Annotated in this window: 1 protein-coding gene (only partly in view); it reads left to right on the plus strand. The window is 69.5% G+C overall.

Annotated features, from left to right (window positions below):
* Positions 1–22,138, plus strand: the 5' portion of a protein-coding gene (locus OG210_RS08875) for an EndoU domain-containing protein (RefSeq protein WP_371535675.1). 4,967 nt of this gene lie beyond the right edge of the window; the window shows 22,138 of its 27,105 coding nt (coding positions 1–22,138); the start codon lies at positions 1–3; its stop codon lies beyond the right edge, outside the window.

Below are 22,138 nucleotides of genomic sequence, written 5' to 3' on the forward strand. Positions count from 1 at the left end.
ATGAAGTGGCCACAGGCCAACGAGGACGAGCTCCGCAACGCGGCGGATCTCTACGACTCCGTGGGGAACGACTACAAGCAGCTCGACGACCAGCTCGTGCAGTTGCTCCAGAGCATCAAGGAGAACTTCGAGGGCGACGCGGCCACCGCGTTCCTCAATCTGGGCCAGGTCATCGCGGGCGGCGACAGCTCGTTCCTCGATGCGGCGGCTGAGCAGTCCCAGCAGATGGCGAAGGTCGCCCGGGACACCGCGAACCAGGCCGAGTACACGAAGTGGATGATGCTCGCCCAGCTCATCGAGCTGCTGGCCGAGTTCATGTACGCCATGGCGTTCTCATGGGTGCCCGGCTTCGGTGAGGCACTGCTGGAGGGGCTGAGCTGGCGCACGCTCTTCACCCGGGTGTTCCTCAAGATGCTGATCAAGGAGCTGCTCAAGAGGATCGCCATGCATGTCGCCCTCGGGGTCGGCATGGGCGTAGCGATGGACCGCATCATCCAGATGGTCCAGATCGGCCAGGGCCACCGGGACGGCTTCGACAACAAGCTGCTGCTGGACGCGGTCAAGTTCGGCGCGATCCAGGGCCTGGTCACCGGGCCGCTCAGCCTGCTCGCCCCGGGGATCGGCAAGTGGCTGGGCAACAAGTTCGGTAAGGGCCTGTCGAAGCTCCTCACCAATGAGCTGAAAACGGTCTTCAAGACCCTGGAGAAGGTCGGGGGCAAAGGCGGAGCCGGTGACCTGGCCAAGAACGTGGCCAAGCTGCTGAGCGACCACGACCTCAGCCTCACCAAGGGCTTCAGCAAGCTCGGTGGGAAGGACGGCGCCAAGGCCACGGCCGACAACTTCATCAAGAACATGGGCAAGGAGTTCGCCAAGTCCCCCATCAACGGGCTGACGAAGGAGGAGTCCCGTCAGATCGGCAAGACCTGGGCCGAGACCGTCACCAAGCACTGGGCGGGCCCGACCAAGGGGGCGGCGGAGGCGCTCAGCAAGGAACTCACCAAGGAACTGAGTGGCAAGCTCGACGAGAACGCGCTGAAGGCGCTCGCCCACGACATGCCCCAGACCCTGATGCACATGGGTTTCCAGGGCAACAAGCGGTTCCGGCTGGGCATGGTCGGCAGTGGGCTGCTCGTCGAGTCCGTGGGCCAGAACCTCGGTGAGGGTTTCTACAACCTGATCTACCAGGGCGGCTTCACCACGTCGTGGGACACCTTCGTCGCTGGCATGCTGACCGGCGGACTGAGCCACGGCGGACACGTCTATCTCGTCCACCCCGTCGTGCATGCCATGTCCCACCACTTCAACACGTCGGCACTCGACGGCGGGTTCGACAAGGGCCTGGACAAGAACCTCGACCTGGACAAGAACCTGGACCTGGACAAGAACCAGGACGGGCAGCTGGACGAGCACCTCGACCATCTCGATGTGAGCGACACGGAGACCCTGTACAGCCACAGCGACACGGACTCGCTGTACAGCAACACCACCGACGACACGTCCCACGACTCGGTGTCGCCGGTGACACCTGTGCCGACCAGCTCCTCGGACACGACGGTCCACACGGTCCACCACACGAACGACGTTCAGCACACGAACGACCTTCAGCACACCGACACTTCGAACTCCCGGAACGAGTCCGATGCCCCGGTGACGCCGATCGCTCCCGTCTCACAGGTGGCCACTTCCGTACCCCCGGCCAACACGGCTCCGACCAACTCGCCGAACCTGTCGTCCACACCCTCGTCGTCGCCCAACCTGACCAATGCGGCGCCTCCGCCCCGCCGTCCGAACCAGTCGCCCCTGCTGCCGAACAACGGCGAAGGAAGCAGCAGCATCGAGCTGAAGCCCCTGCGGCGCCCGACATCGAACCAGACCACGTCCACCGATTTCGATTCGTCGCTGACGCCGAACAGTGAATTGACCACGGCCCCGGAGTCGACGGCGAACAACGTCACGGAGACGGTCAACGAGACGGCCGATGTCGACGAGACGGTCAACGAGACGGTTTCGGAGACGCCCCCTCCGAGGCAGCTGTCCCACACCAACACCGTCTCGACCGAGCACCAGAACACCTCGGCACTCGACACGGACCAGCTCCAGAACGGTCAGTCCCACCAGCAATCCAACGACCAGGCCAACCAGCAGGCCAACGACCAGATCACCGAGCAGACCACCGACCAGACTCAGACCCAGGCCAACACCGAGACCGTCGCCGACAACCCGGATGACGCCCCCCATCACGACGAAACCCTGACGCCCCCCGGGAACGGCCCCAAGGAGGTCGCCGAGGGCGCGGCCCGTCCTCCGCTCTGGCAGCACGACGTGAGCCAGTACGTCAAGCAGGACGCCGCCCATCCCCGTCCCCCGGAGGCGCCCCTCCCCACCGGCGCCGCCGCAGGCCACAGCAGCACCAAGCTGCTCCAGCCGCGCCAGGGCGACAGCATCGGCCGCACGATCCACAACAAGCTCAACACCGCGCTCGGCCGCAAGCTCAGGGGCGACCGGGCCGATGACTCCGTGATCAAGCAGATCGACGACGAGCTGGCCCGGCGCCCGGGTTCGTTCCTCGGCGACGGCCGCCGGTTCGTCGTCAAGCACAGCGTCCCCTTCCTCGGCACGAGCCTCACCAAGGCGAAGCGGACCGTGATGACCGTCCGGGCCATTCCGTACGCCGACGTGTGGACCCACCATCCGGACCCCGAGGCCCGCGACCCCCACAAGCTGGACACATCCCAGCAGTTCCAGCAGCAGACCGGTACGAACACCGGCACGGCCCGGGGCACCAGTCTCCAGGTGGGCTTCGCCGCCGGGGCGCTGCCGTCCGACGCCCGGATGCTGCTGGACCTCCGCGGGGGCGGCATCCACAACCAGAAGCACGTCATCGGCAGCCACGACCAGCGTTCGTACCAGCGTGAGACGCGTACGACGGGCGGCAGCGAGTCCTTCCGCCAGGACGTCTACTACCAGGTCGAGTTCCACCCGGACGAGCGGATCGAGTCCTTCGGCGCGGGCATCAAGAACGGCATGACGACCCGTGTGTCCCAGGGCTCCGCCGTGCCGAAGGAGTCGGAGCTGCGCGTCCCGCACAACTTCACGCCGCCGCCCGGCTCGCCCCCCGGCTCACCGAGCACCGAGGGCTTCGGGCCGGTGAAGCCGCTCTTCGACTGGGCGGTCCAGAAGATCGGCGCCAGGCCGGGCGGGTACAAGCACAAGCAGCTCAGCGACTACTTCAGCACGGACCGCTTCCACGGCATGTCCGACGAGCTGGCCCGTGGGCCGCTGCCGCCGCTCGACGTGCGCAGGCGCAACGGCCAGTCCGCCGGCAGCTTCCAGGTGGGCAAGGCGGTATCCGGCGAGCACCACCTGATCGAGGCCGTGGACGACGCCGAGATGCGCATCACGGACGCGATCACCGTGAAGAACGAGGTCCTGGTCCAGGACAACCGGCGCTATGTGGTGGCCTTCTTCGGCGGTTCGCGGTTCGCCATCCCGACCGATCAGGCGCCGCACATCTTCATGCAGCTCGGGCTCACCCTGCACTACAGCCACGACTCCAGTGAGGTCTCGCTGCAGGGCGGGAACGTGGGCCGCAAGATCACCGGGCGGGTGAAGGGCAGTTCCACGGCCCTCTACCTCCAGGAGCTGAAGGTCCCCGTCACGTTCGAGGGGGAGACGAGGATCCTCGACACCTGGAGTCTCGTACGGCTGCCGGTGCGCGAGGCGCGCGAGCGGGCGGGCTGGGACCCCGACACCCACACCCGTCCCGAGGGGAGCGAGCCGCCGCTGCCGGCGAACTGGCGCCACGGCGACTACGACCTGACGCACACCCGGGCCACCGACCTGGTCATCGGCGACCGGCACTCCGAGGACCCGGCGTCCCCGAACGTACTCGTCGACCAGGTACTCAACTGGATCAACACGACGCACGGCGACTCGGTGCTGGTGACCCCGCGCCCGGGTACCGACGCGGCCAATCTGCGCGGCGGCTGGACCAAGTTCGCCCAGGCCATCAGCGGCGAGCGGAGGCGGGCCGAGCAGAACACCCGCATCATCATGGCCAAGTTCGACGAGCGGAACCTGGCGACGACGCTCAACGAACTCGCCCACGACGGGCTGTCGGTCAAGCTGTTCGGCGCCAACCTGACCAAGCAGCGCTTCTTCGATCTGAACCTGAAGGCCGATCTCGACCGGCCGGTCTACCAGGGCACCGACCGTGACCGGATGACCCGCCAGAACAGCAACGCCGCTGAGCGCGTGGGCAACTCCCGCAGCACCACGCACACCTTCGGCGCCCAGCTGGGCGGCACCGTCGAGCTGCGCTCCAACGAAACGTTCCGTACGGGTACGCCGGACCACATCGGCATCCTGGGGGCCAAGGCCGGCGCGAACCGCCAGCACACCCGGAACACCGGCACCATGTCGACGGCCGGCCGCGAGGACGTGACGGCCACCCCGGCCGGGATGCATTCCTTCCTGGCGACCGGACGGTTCAAGGCCCAGCTGGTGGGCGTACACCAGTGGCACACACCGTTCCGGGTCCTCACGCTCGGCCGGGCGAACCGCCAGATCCACGAGCCGGCCACCGTGGGCGGTCCCGAGGCCACCCTCGGGGACTTCAGCGTGAACCTCCATCTGTCGGAGCAGTACATGCCGAAGGTCGACCCTCATGCGGAGGGCGCGGCCAACCCGTACACCAACGACCGCGAGACCACGTCCCGGGAGCTGGACCCGCTGACCGAGACCGAGGACCTGTGGGTGCCGTCGGAATGGCAGCGCGGCGACTCGCTCAGGAACATCCCGGTCGTCACCACCTACGTGCCGACGGACCAGCACATCCAGTCGGCGGGCCCGCTGGTCGCGGACCGGGCGACCCGCGGTGAGTGGACGCTGACGACCGCGGGGACCAGCCAGCACGAGCGGATGAAGAACGCCTTCGGCTCGATGGCGCTGACCGCTGACTCCGACCAGGTGTTCTCGCCGACCGGCAAGCAGCTCAACGACGTGCGCGCCCCCGGTTTCCTGTACGGCGCGACGGGCGACATACGCCTCGTCGGCCGGCGTGGGAATCCGACCGCCGTGGGCGGCCCCGTCGATCTCAAGCCGGAGATGAACCGGAGCCTGGACCTGGCGGTCTCGGGAGGGGACGGCAAGGGCTGGGTGCTGTCGTTCGACCTGAACGCGGGGCACTTCCCCGCGCAGAACACGAACCCGCCCACCACGACGCGTTACGGCTTCGGCGTCACCCCGTACCAGCGCTCCAGCATGACCTCGACGGGCGGCGGCCGGACCACCAGCCGGTCCGTCAACGTCGTGCCGGAGAACGGTCACTGGGTTCCGGTCACGACGGACGCGGAGTACCGCTTCGAGATGTCCGGCGACAAGCTCGGCGTCCTCACCCCGTTCCGCTCGAAGCTGCCGGCGTGGAGCGGGCAGCTGGTGAACAAGGCGAACGCCTGGCGCGGGCTGGTCTCCGAACAGGCGGCGCACACGCTGGGCCTGTTCCGTACGGGTGTCGACCACGTGGCCAGTCTCACCGGCGGGGCCGGGACCTGGTCGCACCAGCCGTGGTTCAAGGAGAGTCCGCTCGGGGTCGCCCCGGTGTCGGCGCCGAGCGGGCACGACGCGCGCCAGGCGCAGTTCATGAGCACCCTGCGCAATCTGAGGTTCACCCGCAACAGCCTGGAGTCCGTCAGGACACTGCTGTCCGAGCGGCACGGGCAGGCCATGGTCGAGGCCGGTATTCCGCAGCAGTACCGGGGCCGCGCGCCCTGGCGCGGTTTCACCGACAGCCTCCCCATCGGGGGCAAGGAGTACCGGGTGACCGTGAAGCAGGTCCCCGGCACCCGGACCGTCGAGGACTTCGGCTTCGGCGATGTGGAGAGCGGTCACACCGTCACCACCAGCAACACCGCGTCGCGGGGCGTCAACCGCTCCCGCGGTGTCTCCGCGAACGCCACCGAACGCGTCACCGGGCCGAACGGTTCTTCGGGCGGTCCGTTGCTCAACTCCGGTGGCTCGCGGGGGAAGAGCGGCGGCCAGAGCAGCTCGGAGTCGGACACCGTGGCGCAGGTGACGGTCATCCCCGGGCCGCTCGCCACCGTCTCCACCTCGTACGACATCGTGGTCACGGTCCTGGACAACAAGGGCAACGTCGTACTGGAGCACACCTGGGACGCGGGCAGCGCGAAGAGCCAGGAGCCGCTGGCGCTGCTCAGGCCGGGCGGGGAGCGTGAGGGCGATGTGTACACACCGCCGCCCTCCGCCGTGGAGGTGTGGGCGTCGGACAACGCGACGCCGAACAGGATCGGCGAGCACCTCGCCCGGCATGTGTCCGGCGACAACCGCCCCGCCGCGCTGGTCCCCGGCAACGGGGTGCACTTCACCCGGGTACTCGGCTCCAAGAACGTCGAGGATCTGGCCCACATCACCCTGGCGAAGGCCGAGAACCCGCACCTCAACGGCGGTCACGCGGGCAAGGGGTACGAGACCCGGGGGCTGCTCACCGGCGACGAGCTGACCCAGGCCCGTGCCAAGGCCTCGAAGGTCAAACTGCTGTCGCCCGGCAAGGGCGGCGGCGACACGCTGACGACCGGCACCAGCGAGATGTCCCTGACCGGTTCGCTCATCGACGGTTCGGCGCTGGCCGAGAACGGCTACCAGCCGCTCGGCCTGGTCGACGACACCGTCGTCGGCGGCGCCACCGGCACCCTCCAGCTCCACCCGGCCTTCGACCTGTCGGGGGCCAAGCTCCTCGCGACGGCCGATGTACGGATGGAGTTCGCCACCGGCACCGGTGAGAGTTTCGACGTGGGAGAGGGCGAGGCCGGCGGCAAGACCCGCGGGCTTGGCGGTGACGCCATCGGGGCCGACTCGCACAAGGCGACCTACCAGGTCACCCCGGTCATCGCGCCCGGCGTCGGCTCGTCGGAGGAGTTCAAGTTCAACGAGGCGACCGCCGCCAAGATCAATATGAAGCCGGACACCGGGCGGGCGTTCCTCTTCTCCGTGCCGACCAAGTGGCTGGCCGTCGCCGGGGTGCACCGCCACATCCAGGACAGCTCGGTCGGCCAGGTGGCAGCCCGCGGTCTGACCTGGAACGGCTACGACCCGCCGGGTGTCCAGGCCGGTGAGGCGGACACCGATGTGCTCGCCTGGATCCGTGAGGACGTGGCCCGTGACCTGGGGCTCGTCACCGACCAGAACCACCCGCCGGAGCTGTCCAAGCAGTGGGACGACGTGACCAAGGGGTGGAAGACCTGGAAGGACAACCACGACGCGTACTGGAGCACGTACCGCCCGCTGACCGACCTGGCGTTCGTGGTGCAGGACGCGCAGCACCGGCTGGACGCGGCGACCACCCCCGAGTCGCGGGAAGCGGCGCAGCGGGCCCTGAACGCGGCGAACGCCGAACTGAACGCGGTACGGGAGACGGTCGGGCCGAAGCTGGAGTCGCTGGAGCGGAAGCTGACGGCCGCGGGCGAGCACTACCGCGCGCTGCGGTCGGCCGCCGACGCCCTCAACGACTGGCACCGGCGTCCGGCGAGCGAGCGCGGTGACGCCACCGAGCCCCAGGTGCTGGCGTACAACGAGACCGTGGAGCACGACCACGGCGTGGCGAAGCCCGAACACGCCGCGCAGTACGAGGAGGTCACCGACACCGACGGGGAGGTCACCAGCCTGAAGGACGTGTCGTCCGGGCTGACCCACCCGGTCGGCCCGGCCTCGAAGGACGGCAACGGCTTCTTCCGCTCCCTGGCCGAACACCTGGTCCGGATCGACCCGAACCTGCTGACGCAGCAGGGCATCACGGTCCCGGAGAACCACGACTTCTCCGGGACGGCGGGCGAGCTGCGCACCCTGTTCGGAGAGACCCTCCGCGGGAGCGGGGACGGTCCGCTGGCGGATTACGCGCACCCGGACCTCACCGACAAGTTCGAGCCGGACGAAATACGCCAGGCCGGGCTGGAGAGCCTGCTGGACACGGCAAACCCGCAGGGCCGGGAGTACACCGAGGGCAAGTGGATCCCGCACTCGGCCGGCGCCCCGTCCGAGAACCACCGTGCGGTACTGACCCCGGAACAGCGGACGTCCCTCGCCGCGTCGCAGACGGAGCGCCCCGCCGACGAGAAGGCCGCGGCGAAGGACAGCGCGGGTGACCTGTTCCCGCCGCTGGCTGCCCGGCTGTTCGGGGTGCCGGTGACGGTGATGGTGGAGGGCAGACGCCATACGTTCATGCCCGACGGGAGCGAGGCGACCGGCAACGAGGGCGCCGGCGGCGTCGAGTTGCTGCTGAAGGACGGCCACTACCGGCACGTGGACCAGACCCAGGTCCTGCGGCCTCCGCAGGATCCGCCGTCCGGCAACAACAGCGACACCGAATCGGTGTCCGACAAGGACTCGGTCTCCGACAACCACTCGGTGTCGGACAAGGACTCGGTCTCCGACGCCGAGTCCGACCACGGATCCGTACCGGGTACGCCCCGCCCGGTGGTCAAGGTGCCTGACGACGGCTACTCGCAGCTCGCTTCGCTGCTGGTCAGCGCCCCTTCAGCGGTCAAGGCGAAACTTCCCCACCTCGGGCGGAAGCTGACGGCCCTGGTCAACTCCCCCGACCGGCTGCGCGCCACCGCCTCGGCCGCGTCCGACGTCGAGAGCCACCAGGACCTGCATACGCTGGCGCTCGGCATGAAGGAGGCCGTGCACCAGCACGTGCGGGATCTGGGCCCGCACGGGCTCGCCGATCTGCTGCCCGATCTTCTGCCGCCGTTCACCGCGGGCAACCCACGCGCCGCGAACCGGGCCCAGAACCTCCTGTTCAAGGAGGTGCAGACGGCCGTCGCCGCGTGGGAACACAGCGCGGGCTCCCCCTGGTCGAAGAGCTTCCTGCCGCTGCTGGCCGGGACGTTCAACGTGGATCTCACCGTGCACACCCCGCCGTCGGATTCGAACCCCAGCGGGTCGGACCGGTTCCGGCCGCCGCCGGGAAGCGGTGCGCCGCTCTCCGTACACCTGCACCAGAACGGCTCGCACTTCGACGGGACGACGGAGCCGGCCGCCCCCCGCCGGGATACCGAGTCGTCCCATGTCCCGAACTCCTCGCCGAACGCCCCTCTCCGGACGCGGCAGACCAGCCGGCGCGAGTCCCCGGCACCCGTATCCCCGCACCAGCCCGCCGCCACGCCCCCACTCACCGCCGACTACTCCGTCGCCGAACTCCCCCCGTCCCCCTTCTCCCCGGACCCGCTCCCCAAGCCGGTCACCGACGTCCGTTCGCTGGGCACAGCCGAGGTTCTGCCGCCCAGCGACCTGACCATGGACACCGGCGGGGCCGCAGCGTCCGTCTGGGAGCGCTCGTTCGCCGTCGAGCGCACCCTGCTGAGCGACGGCAGTGTGCGCTCCGACATCACGGTCCGCATCCATCTGGACCCGCAGCCGGGCGCCACCAAGGACCACGTCGCCAACGCCAAGGACATGGCGAAGCGCGGCGTCGACACGTACTACAACGACCCTCAGCACCGTCTCCCGAACGGTGATCTGCTGCATGTGAAGATCGATTTCGTCTTCGATCCCGCACAGGCGCACCGCAAGGTGAAGCTGCATCCGGACCCGGACGGCACGGGCCGCGACGACAGCGCCACCTGGTACGTCTCGGAGTCCGGGCAGAGCGGAAAGGACAAGTCGTACGTCATCGCGCACGAGACCGGCCACCTCCTCGGCTTCCAGGACCAGTACCGCGAGGGCAGGCAGGGCCGGCCGTTCCGGCCGGTGTACGACGACCACTCGCTGATGTCCGGATACGGCATCGACGACGCGGGACTCGTCCAGTTCGACATGGACCACATGACGTCCGACCACCACCTCTCGCCGTCGCTGCGGATCACCCCGCGGGATCTGCTGATGCTCTCCACGGCGGTCGACACCGCCTGGAAGCACACTGCGGGTGTCGGCACGGGCCCGCACGACAGCGCCAGGGCACACATCCCACTCGACGTACGGGAACGCGTCCTGCGCGGCAGCACCACCACCGGCGCCACCGGCCTCCTCGCACCACGCGGCCCCTCCGGACGAATACGCCCCGAACCCACCGGACCCCGCAACCCCAACGGCACCTACCAAGCGGGCAAACGCCCCGACGGCAGCGACCAGACCATGTTCCCCGACCACTGGAGCCCCGAAGAAGCCCTCCACGCCACCCGCCAGGTCTACCTCGACCACATCAGGACCAACAGCCTCACCACCGACCCCGAGCGCTCGGGCCGCAAGACATTCGACGGCGTCTACCAAGGCGTCCGCATCACAGGCACCGCCGACACCACCGGCACCATCATCGACTTCGCACCCCACCCCGACCAGACCGGACTACAGCCCCCCACCCACCTCGAACCCCCACCCGTCCGAGAACTCTCCGACGAACCGGCGTTCAGCGACGCCTCGATGCGCTTCGTGCTGCGCGGCGACCCCTCGACGCTCACCGGGGTGCAGTACGCCCACGGCGACGAGACGCGCCAACTGGCCCAGACGAACCGCGGAATCATCTTCGAGAAGCTGACGGAACCCGACTTCAACGGTGTGCGACGGGCCGAAGTGTGGTTCCGGAACCCGCCGACGGGACAGGGGAAGCCGACCCTGAAGATCGGCGAGGGCGGCTCGCCCGACGCGGTCATCCAGGACGGCCTGGGCACCAATCCGCGGATGCTGTTCCCGGAGGAGTGGACCGCCGGTGACCTGCGCGAGGCCGTACGCGACGCTCACAACAACGCCCTGGCCGACGGGCTCTTCGAGGTACTGCCCGACGGCGGCTACCTGTGGGAGGGCTCGGCAGGAGGCGTCCGGATGCAGGGAGTGGTGAAGGACGGCACACACCGCTGGTTCCGTCCGACCCGCTTCCAGCCGCACCCGGAGTGGCACGCCCACGACATCGCGGCAGTCACCTCCGAGACCCCGATGACCTACGCCAGGGCCTCCGGCGGACTCGCCGACTTCCGCGTGTCACATGTCGTGTTCACCAACGGCGACCGTGGACTGAACCTCACCCGGATCGTCCGCTACTCGGGGAACATGCGCCCGGAGGCCCTCGCCGAACTGCGCGAGAAGCTGGACGCGGTGCAGGAGCACATCGACGACACGTACAACTCGGGGGAAGAGGCCAAGGAGAACGGCCGGCTGCCCAAGACCCGGTTCACCGTGGAGCTTCAGCCGACGAGGGAGACCGGCCCGTCGGAGGACGGCGCGGACATCGGAACGCTGTCCATGCGCAGCACCGAAGAGGCGGCAGCCCAGCTGCTGGGCTTCGACCTGGACCCGGACGCGGGCCGGCAGAATCTGGTACGCCAGGTCCTCGAACACCGGCGCCCGGCGCCCCAGTCCACCGCATCCTGGAACGCCCCGCACGATCAGCAGGGCGGGACACCGAACCCGCTACTCGCGGCGGACGTCGCGGCCGCCCTGCGCCGCAACACCCATGCCGGGCTCTTCGACGAACCCGGCGTACTGGAACTGCTGGCCGCCCGCCGGTCCCAGGACCACGCCCCGCACGTCACCAGGGAGTCGACCGAGGCAGCGCTGACCGCGCTCACCGAGGACTCGTTCACATCCGACTACACCCGGACCCCGGACGACCGGCTGCCCGACGGCTGGACCGCCGACCGGCTGCGGCTGGCCGCCCTGCGGGCAGCCCGCAGCAGCGCACCCCGCACCCCCGACCCGCACCAGCGGGGCACCCTCTCCATCGTCACGACGCCGGAGCCGGGCCTGCAGCTCACCACCCACATCAACAGCACCTCGCTGCTCGTCCTCAGCGCCGAGATCGTCGCACTGCCGCAGCCCACGGCCGGGCACACCCAGGCCCCGGGCACCCACCCGAACGCTCCGGTCACACCCGTCCCCCCGGTCGACCTGAAGAGCACGGTCACTCCCGTCAACCCGGTCCATCTGGCCGCGGTCTCCACGGCATTGGGCCTGCACCCCGCCTATCTGCGCAGCGCCCTGCCCTTCCTGCACCACGCCGCCACGCCGAGCGCGGCACTGCACACCCTGCGGACGCTGGCGACACGGCTCGGCGCGGGACCGGATCTGGGCCCGTTCGTCCGGCGGATGTCGGAGCTCGGGGTCTCCGCCGACGACTGGTGGGACCTGTCGTCCTTCCTGCACGGCCAGGGTGAGAGCATGCGCAGCCTGCTCGGCCCGGACACCCGGGAGAACCAGCGGCGGATCGAGCAGTGGCAGCTCACCGACGTGGAGGACACCGACGCGGTCACCGACGCCACCGCGCACGAGCTGGGTGTGCATCCGCTCGCCCTCACCCGGATCGCCGGCGCCCTGCGCCTGCAGTCCCCTCCGGATGTCGCCCGGCTGAACGCGGACCCCGACTTCTGGCAGCGCCCGGCCACCCCGGAGGAGCTGGCGCTGGAGTATCTGGTCGACCACCGCACGGAGATGGAGGACCTCCGCGCCGAGATCGACCGGGAACGATTCGACGAGGTGGCCGACGACGTTCTGGGCGAGGACCGCGACGACACCGAGGACGGCGACCTCGACTATCACGGCTTCCTGAACTGGAGCAGGATGTCCCTCGAAGGTCTGCGGCACTTCAGCGCAGCCGAGCTGGACTTCCTGGTCGGCAACTGGTCGGCGATCAGGGACATCGTGCCGCCGCCGCCCGGCTTCGACCTCGCTGACCTCCGGAGCAATCTGTACGAGGTGGAACACCTGCGCAATCTGGCCGAGTTCGCGGCTGTCAAGGCGAGCCGGGCCCAGGACCCGGTGGCGCTCGGCAAGGCGCGGGAGCGCCTGGCTCAGCTGGATCCCTACGTCACGGATCACCGCGCCGAGGTGGCGCAGCGGCTCGCCCAGCTGTGGTCCGAGAACCCCATGACCCCCGCCACTCCGGGCGCACAGACCCCTCCCGCCCACCAGGCCGCGCAGACATACACGGACTGGGACGAGGACATCGTGATGGGCGACGACGCGGTGAACTCGGACGGGGACATCGTGATGACCCCGAGCCCGCGCCGGCCCCAGCAGTCCCCGCACACCGCCCCGCACACCGCCCCGCACGTGACCACGGCACCCGTCCACGCCCCGACCCCCGCCGCCGCCGACTACTCCGTCGCCGAGATCCCCCCGCACCCCGCCGCCTCGGCCCCCCGCCCCGAACCGGTCACCGACGTGCGTTCGCTGGGCACGGCCGAGATCAAGCGGCCCAGTAACCGGACCATGGTGAAGGGCGGGTCCGCCGCATCCGTCTGGGAGCGCGCGTTCGCCGTCGAGCGCACGTTGCTGAGCGACGGCAGTGTGCGCTCCGACATCACGGTCCGCATCCACCTGGACCTCCAGCCCGGCGCCACCGACAACCACGTCTCGAACGCCAAGGACATGGCGAAGCGCGGCATCGACACGTACTTCAATGCCCCGAAGCACCGTCTCTCCAACGGTGATCTCCTGCACGTGAGGCTGGAGTTCGTCGACGATCCCGCACAGGCCCATCGCAAGGTGAAGCTGCACCCGGACCCGGACGGGAAGGCCCGGGACAACAGCGCCACCTGGTACGTCCCGGAGGGCGGGGCGGGCGGGAAGGACAAGTCGTTCGTCATCGCGCACGAGACCGGCCATCTCCTCGGCTTCCAGGACCAGTACCGCGAGGCCAAGCCGGGCCGTCCATCCCGGCCGGTGCACGACGACCACTCGCTGATGTCCGGATACGGCATCGACGACGCGGGACTCATCCAGTTCGACATGGACCACATGGCTTCCGTCTGGGGGATCTCGCAGACGCTGCGGGTCGTGCCGCGTGATCTGCTGCTGCTCTCCACGGCCGTCGACACCGCCTGGTCGCACGCCACCGGCGTGGGCGCGGGCCCGCACGACAAGGCCAGGGCACACATCCCACTCGACGTACGGGACCGTGTCCTGCGCGGCAGTACCACCACCGGCAGCGATGGCCTGCTCGCCCCGCGCGGCCCGGCCGGCCGGTTCCGGCCCGAACCCACCGGACCGCGCAACCCCAACGGCACCTACCAGGCGGGCAAACGCCCCGACGGCAGCGACCGGACGATGTTCCCGGACCACTGGAGCCCCGAGGAAGCCCTGCACGCCACTCGCCAGGTCTACCTCGACCACATCAGGACCAACAGCCTGACGCCGGGCACCGAACGCTCGGGCCGCCAGACCTTCGACGGCGTCTACCAGGGCGTACGGATCAAGGGCACCGCCGACGCCACCGGCACCATCCTCGACTTCGCCCCCCACCCCGACCAGAGCGGACTACTGCCGCCCGCCCACCTCGAACCCCCGCCGACCCGCCACCCCAACGCCGATCCCGCGTTCGGGGACGTCGCGCTGCGCTTCGTGGCGTACGGCTCCACCGCCAACAGGACCGGCGTCCACTACGCGCTGCCCGGCAAGGACGGGATCCGCGCACGGGACGGCCAGGGCATCCTGATCAACCAGCTGTGGCCCGCGCACCCGAACGGCACCCAGTGGGCCACCGTCTGGTTCAAGGACCCGAATCTCCGGGGCCTGACGGCACAGGCTGCCACCAATGGCGCCCCGGCCCCTTCGAAATGGCATCGCGGCAACCAGGCGAGCGAGAACGTGCTCGGCGCCGACGGCACGGCGAGCAGCGGACAGCTGCTCTTCCCCGACCGCTGGTCGGTGTCCGAGCTCCGGAACGCGATCGTCGGGGCTCACCGCGACGCGCGCGGCAACGGTTCGTGGGTGGAGGTCCCGGAGGGCGGCTACCTCTGGGAGGGCATGCACGACGGCGTACGGATACACGGACACGTCCGCGACGGCGAACATCTGTGGGCCCGGCCCTCGACGGACCAACCGCCGCTCCCGCACAGCTCGCCCGAGACACTGGCGGTCACCGCACCGCAGGAATTCACTGCGCCCAAACCCGGGGGCGGGACGGCGCTGTTCAGTATCCGGCGGGTGATCCACCAGGACGGCACCCTGGGGATGCACATCACCCGGGTCCTGGAGCATCCGTCGCTGGACGGCGGGTTGCGCGACGCGCTGATCAACCGGCAGTTGCCGGAGGCACGTGAACAACTGGCCGCCGCATTCAACCGGCCAGGCCCGGACGGACGCCGCGAACTGAGCTGGGTCACCTTCGACGTCGAACTGGCACAGGCCGACACCCCCGGGGCGACGCTCGGACGCCGCTCCGAACTGTTCCAGATCATGATGGACAACACGGACCCGGACGTCCTGACGGACCTGATGACGGTCGACCCCACCGACCGGGTGAACCTGGCCGGCCTCCTTCGCGACATGGCCAACCAGCTGCCGCCGGTATCGGAGCTACCGGCCGACTGGCAGGGCCCGCAGGGGCAGCCGCACCACGAGCAGGACCCGGTCTGGAAGTCGGACGTGACGACTTCGGTCCGCCGCACCCGGGCCCGGCTCCTCGACGAGCCGGGCGTGAAGGGGCTGTTGGAGCAGCACCGAAGCCAGGAGTCGGCACCCGGCCCGCTCACGAGCACAAGCACGAGTACGAGTACGAGTACGAGTACGAGTACGAGTACAAGTACGAACGCGCTTACGGACACAGGCCCCGAACGCACGGCCACAGCGGCCGAGGCTCTCGGACTGGACTCCTCCGACCTCACCAGCATCAAGGCCGTCCTGCAGGGCTCCGGTCCCCTGCGTCCGGCCCTCGACGCACTCGACCAGCTGACAGCCCGACTGGATGCCGGGCCCGCAGGCCCCTTCGTCAAGCGGATGACAGAACTCGGTGTGCCGCTCTCCGAGTGGTGGGACTTCTCCTCGTATCTGCACACCCAGAGGGCCTCGATGTCCGACGTGGTCGCCATGGACCTGATGTGGGTCCAGCCGCTGCCCGACGCCTCACGCGCCCATCCGGTACCGCGCGTCTCGGACGAGACGGCGGCCCAGGCGCACGCGATGGGCGTGCACCCGCGCTATCTCACGCGGTTGGCCGACGCCCTCAAGGTGAGCCCGGAAGACGTCGCCCTCCTGGGCAAGGGCAAGCCTTTCTGGCAGCAACCCCTGTCACCCGAGGCCCTGGGACAGAAACTCCGAGCCGAACTCGACAGCGAGCGCGAACGACGGGAAGACGCCCGCATCGCCCGCGACCACAAACGCTTCGACAACGCCGCCGACGAACTACTGGGCAACCAATCCACCCGCACCGAGGAGGAGTTCCGCTCCTTCATGCACTGGTCCACGGTCGCGCACCTGGGCCTGGACGTCTTCTCGGAACAGCGCCTGCAAGAGTTGGTGGGGCACTGGCAGGTGGAAACGAATAGCGGCACCAACCCGGTGCCCGCGGACTTCGACCCGCGCAAGGCGGGGAAATCCCAGGCCGATCTGCTCCTTACGGTGGAACTCGCCAAACAGTCGGGACCGCTGCCCGAAAAACTGGAGAAGGCCCTGGCCAGGCGCGAAGCGGACATCAAGACCCAGTTGACGCTGCTGGACCTGTGGCACGAGGGGGACGCGTATCAGAGCGACGGCCCGCCCCTGACACTGCCCACGGGAACGAACCCCGCCCAGCCGGCCTCCACCCAGCCGCACAACTCGCCGGACGCCCCGCTCCACACGCCGAACGCCAGCCCGCACACCGCCCCGCACGGGACCACGGCACCCGTCCACGCCCCGACGCCCGCCGCCGCCCACTCCGTAGCCGATGTCACCACGCCCCCCGCCGCCGACTACTCCGTCGCCGAGATCCCCCCGCACCCCGCCGCCTCGGCCCCCCGCCCCGAACCGGTCACCGTCGTGCGTTCGCTGGGCACAGCCGAGGTCCTGCCGCCCAGCCCCGAGACCATGGACACCGGCGGTGCCGGCGTGTCCGTCCGGGAACGCGGGTTCGCCGTCGAGCGCACGTTGCTGAGCGACGGCAGTGTGCGCTCCGACATCACGGTCCGCATCCATCTGGACCCGCAGCCGGGCGCCACCAAGGACCACGTCGCCAACGCCAAGGACATGACGAAGCGCGGCGTCGACACGTACTACAACGACCCGCAACACCGTCTCTCCAACGGTGATCTGCTGCACGTGGAAGTGGAGTTCGTCGACAACCCCGCGCAGGCGCACCGCAAGGTGAAGCTGCATCCGGACCCGGACGGCACGGGCCGCGACGACAGCGCCACCTGGTACGTCTCGGAGTCCGGGCAGAGCGGAAAGGACAAGTCGCACGTCATCGCGCACGAGACCGGCCACCTCCTCGGCTTCCGGGACCAGTACCGCGAGGCCACGAAGGGCGAAGCGCTCCGGCCGGTGTACGACGACCACTCGCTGATGTCCGGTTACACCATGGACGAGTCGGGGCTCCTGCAGCTCAGCATGGATCACATGACCACCGACGGGCAGCTCTCGCCGTCGCTGCGGATCGCCCCGCGGGATCTGCTGATGCTCTCCACGGCGGTCGACACCGCCTGGAAGCACACTCCGGGTGTCGGCACGGGCCCGCACGACAGCGCCAGGGCACACATCCCACTCGACGTACGGGAACGCGTCCTGCGCGGCAGCACCACCACCGGCGCCACCGGCCTCCTCGCACCACGCGGCCCCTCCGGACGCGTACGCCCCGAACCCACCGGACCCCGCAACCCCAACGGCACCTACCAAGCGGGCAAACGCCCCGACGGCAGCGACCAGACCATGTTCCCCGACCACTGGAGCCCCGAAGAAGCCCTCCACGCCACCCGCCAGGTCTACCTCGACCACATCAGGACCAACAGCCTCACCACCGACCCCGAGCGCTCGGGCCGCAAGACATTCGACGGCGTCTACCAAGGCGTCCGCATCACAGGCACCGCCGACACCACCGGCACCATCATCGACTTCGCACCCCACCCCGACCAGACCGGACTACAGCCCCCCACCCACCTCGAACCCCCACCCGTCCGAGAACTCTCCGACGAACCGGCGTTCGGGGATGTCGTACTGCGCTTCCTGACCTACGGCTCCACCTCCAACAGGACCGGCGTCCACTACACGATGCCGGATGAGACCGGGACCTACGCGCAACGCAGTCACGGCGTCCACATCGAACCGCTGTGGCCCGCGCACCCGAACGGCACCCAGTGGGCCACGGCCCTGTTCAAGGACCCGAACCTGCGGGGGCGGACGGCACAGGCCGTCGCCAACGGCGCCCTGCCGCCCCTCGAATGGCAGCTCGGCGACCAGGAGAACGGGACCGTATTCAACCCCGACGGCATGACGGCCACCGGTCAACTGATCTTCCCCTCCCGCTGGTCGCTGCCCGATCTCCGGGACGCGATCACCGGGGCCCACCGCACCGCGCGCGGCAACGGTTCGTGGGTGGAGGTCCCGGAGGGCGGCTACCTCTGGGAGGGCGTGCACGAGGGCGTACGGATGCACGGACACGTCCGCGACGGCGAACACCTGTGGGTCCGGCCCTCGACGGACCAACCGCTGATCTCAGCGATGTCCGCCAAGGTGCTCGCGGTCACCGCTCCCGTACACACCACCTTGAACGCACCGGACGGCACTCCGGTGCCGTTCCGCATCCAGCGGGTGATCCACGAGGACGGCACCCTGGGGATGCACATCACCCGGGTCCTGGAGCATCCCCCGCTGTCCGACGAGTTCCACGACTATCTGCGCGACGAGATGCTGCCGGACATCCGTGAGCAGCTGGCCGACGAATTCAACCGGCTCTCCCCGTACAGGCACCGCGAACTGAACCTGGTCACCTTCGACATAGAGCTGTCATCGACCGAAGACCCGGCGATGGAGCTCGGAGCCGACTCCGAGCTGGTCAAGATCGCGGAGTCCGACGGCGACCTGAGCTCCCTCCTCGCGGACCTGATGACGGTCGACTCCATCGACGAAGCGGGCGTGAACACCTTCCTGCACGACGTTCAGGGCCTGCTGCCGCCGCTGTCGGACCGGCCCGCCGACTGGCAGGGCCCGCAGGGGCAGCCGCACCACGAGCAGAACCCGGTCCTGAAATCGGTCTGGGAGTCGGACGTGACGACGTCTGTGCACCGCAACACCCCGGCCGGGATACTCGACGAGCCCGGGGTGCGGACGTTGTTGGCGCAGCACCGGGGCCAGGAACCAGCCGGCCCGCTCACGAACACCCGCACGGACGCGGCCCCGAGCCCCCATCGCCTGGCCGCGGCGGCCGGGGTCCTCGGACTGCGGCCCTCCGACCTCACCAGCATCAAGGCCGTCCTGCAGGGCTCCGACCCCCTCCACACGGTCCTAGGCTCACTCGACCAGCTGGCCGCCCGGCTGGGCGTCGGGAACTCCACCCGCCGGCTCGTGAAGCAGATGACGGACATCGGTGTGCCGCTCTCCGAGTGGTCGCGCTTCTCCTCGTATCTGCACACCAAGGGGCACTCGATGTCCAAGGTGGCCGTCATGGATCCGGCAAGGGCCAAGAAGCTGTACGAAGACTCGCGCGCCCAGCCGCAGCCGCGCGTCCCGGACGATACGCGCTTCTTCGCCTACACCCTGGGCATGCACCCGAACTACCTGGAACGGTTGGCCAATGCCCTCCACGTGACCCCGGCAGATGTCTTCGGTCTGGGTGAGTACGAGACCTTCCGGCAGCAACCCCACTCCCCTGAGGCCCTGGCGCGGAACTACTGGATCGACAACCACCAGACGCTGGAGACGGCCCGCTTCGCCCGCAGCCACACACGGTTCAAGAAGGTCGCCGACGAACTGCTGGGCAGCGACCCCGACCTCGTATACGACAGGTTCCGCTCCTTCATGCACTGGTCGGAGGTCGCGAGCGAGGGGCTGCACCTCTTCACCGATGAGCGTCTGCGGGAGTTGGTGGAGCACTGGCGGGTGGAGACGAATGACGGCACCACCCAGGTGCCCGAGGACTACGACCCGCTCGAGGAACGGGAGCAGTACGCCGATCTGCTCCATGCGGCCGACACGTCGGGTCCGGCACTGGACCCGGCGCGGGAGGAGGCGCTGGATGAACACGACCAGCACATCCAGGCCCGGCTGACGCGGCTGGACGAGCGGTACAAGGGAGGCGTGCTCCAGGGCGACAGCACGGCCGTGGCACCGTCCACGGGCCCGCACCCGCACCTTCACCCGACCGAGCAGTCCGCGTCCGTACTCCCCCCGCAGACCCCTGCGAACTCCCCGCAGATGCCCGTCACCCCGCACGCCCCTGCAAACTCCCCTCAGATGCCCGTCACCCCGCAGACCCCTGCGAACCTCCCGCAGACGCCTGTCACCCCGCACGCCCCTGCCGCCCCGCACGCCCCCGCCCCCGCCGCCGGTTCCACTCCGGGCAGTGTCGAGATCCCCCGGCCCACGGCCGCGCTCAGGGACAGCGCGGGCTACACCGGACCCATCTGGATGCGCCAGTTCAGCGCCCAGCGCATCGAGCTGCCGAACGGTGTCACCCGCTCGGAGATCACCGTACGCATCCGCCTGGACGCCAAGGACGGTGTCACCCCGGAGGACATCGAAGCCACCAAGGACGTCACGGCCCGCAGCCTCACCAAGTACTTCAACGCGCCGCGCCACCGCCTGCCAAACGGCGATCTGCTGCTGGTGAAGGCCGAGTTCACCGATGACCCGGCGCAGGCGCACCACACCGTCGTGCTGCATCCGGACCCCACCGGCAAGGGCCCGGACGACGCCGGCAACTGGTACGTCTCCGCGCAGACCATCGAGTCCAAGCCGCACATGCCGGCCCACGAGATCGGCCATCTGATGGGCCTGTGGGACTACTACCGGCGCCACACCCCGGGGCTCGCCCACTGGCCGGTCTACGACGACCACGCGCTGATGGGCGGCAACTACGCCGACCCGCTCTTCGGCCGGATCTCCGTCGACAACCACTTCCCGCGCCCGATGACGATGTCGCCCCATCTGCGCGTGATGCCCCGCGACCTGCTGGTACTGGGCACCGCGATCAAGTCGGCGATGCCGCACGCGCCGTGGGGCACCGTCGACATCCCGCTCGACGTACGGGAACGGGTCCTGCGCGGCAACCCCCGCACCGGAACCCCTGGCCTGCTCGCCCCGCAGGGCGCCACCGACCGGCCCCGCCCCACGGCCACCAAGGAACGCAACCCGAACGGCACCTACCAGGCGGGCACCCACCCCGACGGCAGCGTACGGACCATGTTCCCCGACCACTGGACCCTCGACGAGGTGCTCTACGCCGTCCGGCAGGTCTATCTGCGCCAGCAGAGCACCGGCGGTCTCGTGCCCACCACGGACACCCCCGGGATCGAGCCGGGAAGCCACCACTTCGACGGCTACTACCAGGGCGTACGGATCAAGGGCACCGCCGACCTCACCGGCACGGTCACGGACTTCGCGCCGCACCCCGACCAGGCCGACATCGTGCCGCCCGACCATCTCGTGCCACCGGCCCCCACCAGCAACGAGCCCGCGGTCGGGGAGGGCACGCTCCGCTTCGTGACGTACGGCTCCACCTACAACAGGACCGGCGTCCACTACGCGCTGCCCGGCCCGGACGGGGCCGCCGCGCAGCGTGGCCAGGGCGTCCAGATCGACACACTGTGGAAGGCCCATCCGAACGGCACCCAGTGGGCCACGGTCTGGTTCAAGGACCCGAACCTGCGCGGGCACACGGCACACGCCGCCGCCAACAACGCCCCGCCCCCGCGCCCCTTCAAGCTCGGCGACGCGGAGCACGGGACCGCGCTCGGCGCCGACGGCACGGGGATCCCCGCCCATCTGCTGTTCCCCTCCGACTGGTCGCCGCGCAAGCTCTGGACCGCGATGGTCATGGCGCACCGCAACGCGCTCGACACCGGTTCGCTGGTGAAGGTCCCGGAGGGCGGTTACCTGTGGGAGGGCGTGCACGACGGCGTCCGGATGCACGGACACGTCCGCGACGGCGAGCAGCTGTGGGTCCGGCCCTCCACGCACCAGCCGCCGGTCCCGCACAGCTCGCCCGACATCATCGCGGTCGCCCCTCCCCTGCAGATCGGCGCGGGCAAGCCCGACGGCACTACTGCGCTGTTCAACATCCAGCGGGTGATCCACCAGGACGGCAACCTGGGCCTGCGCGTCACCAGGGTCCTGCCGCATCCGCCGATGCTCGAAGAGCGGCGGACCGAGCTGACCGAGCACCTGCTGCCCGAGGTACGGAAGCAGCTGGCCGCCGAGTTCAACCGGCTCAGCCCGCAAGGAC

This window comes from Streptomyces sp. NBC_00466 (genome assembly GCF_041433995.1).
Classification (GTDB): domain Bacteria; phylum Actinomycetota; class Actinomycetes; order Streptomycetales; family Streptomycetaceae; genus Streptomyces.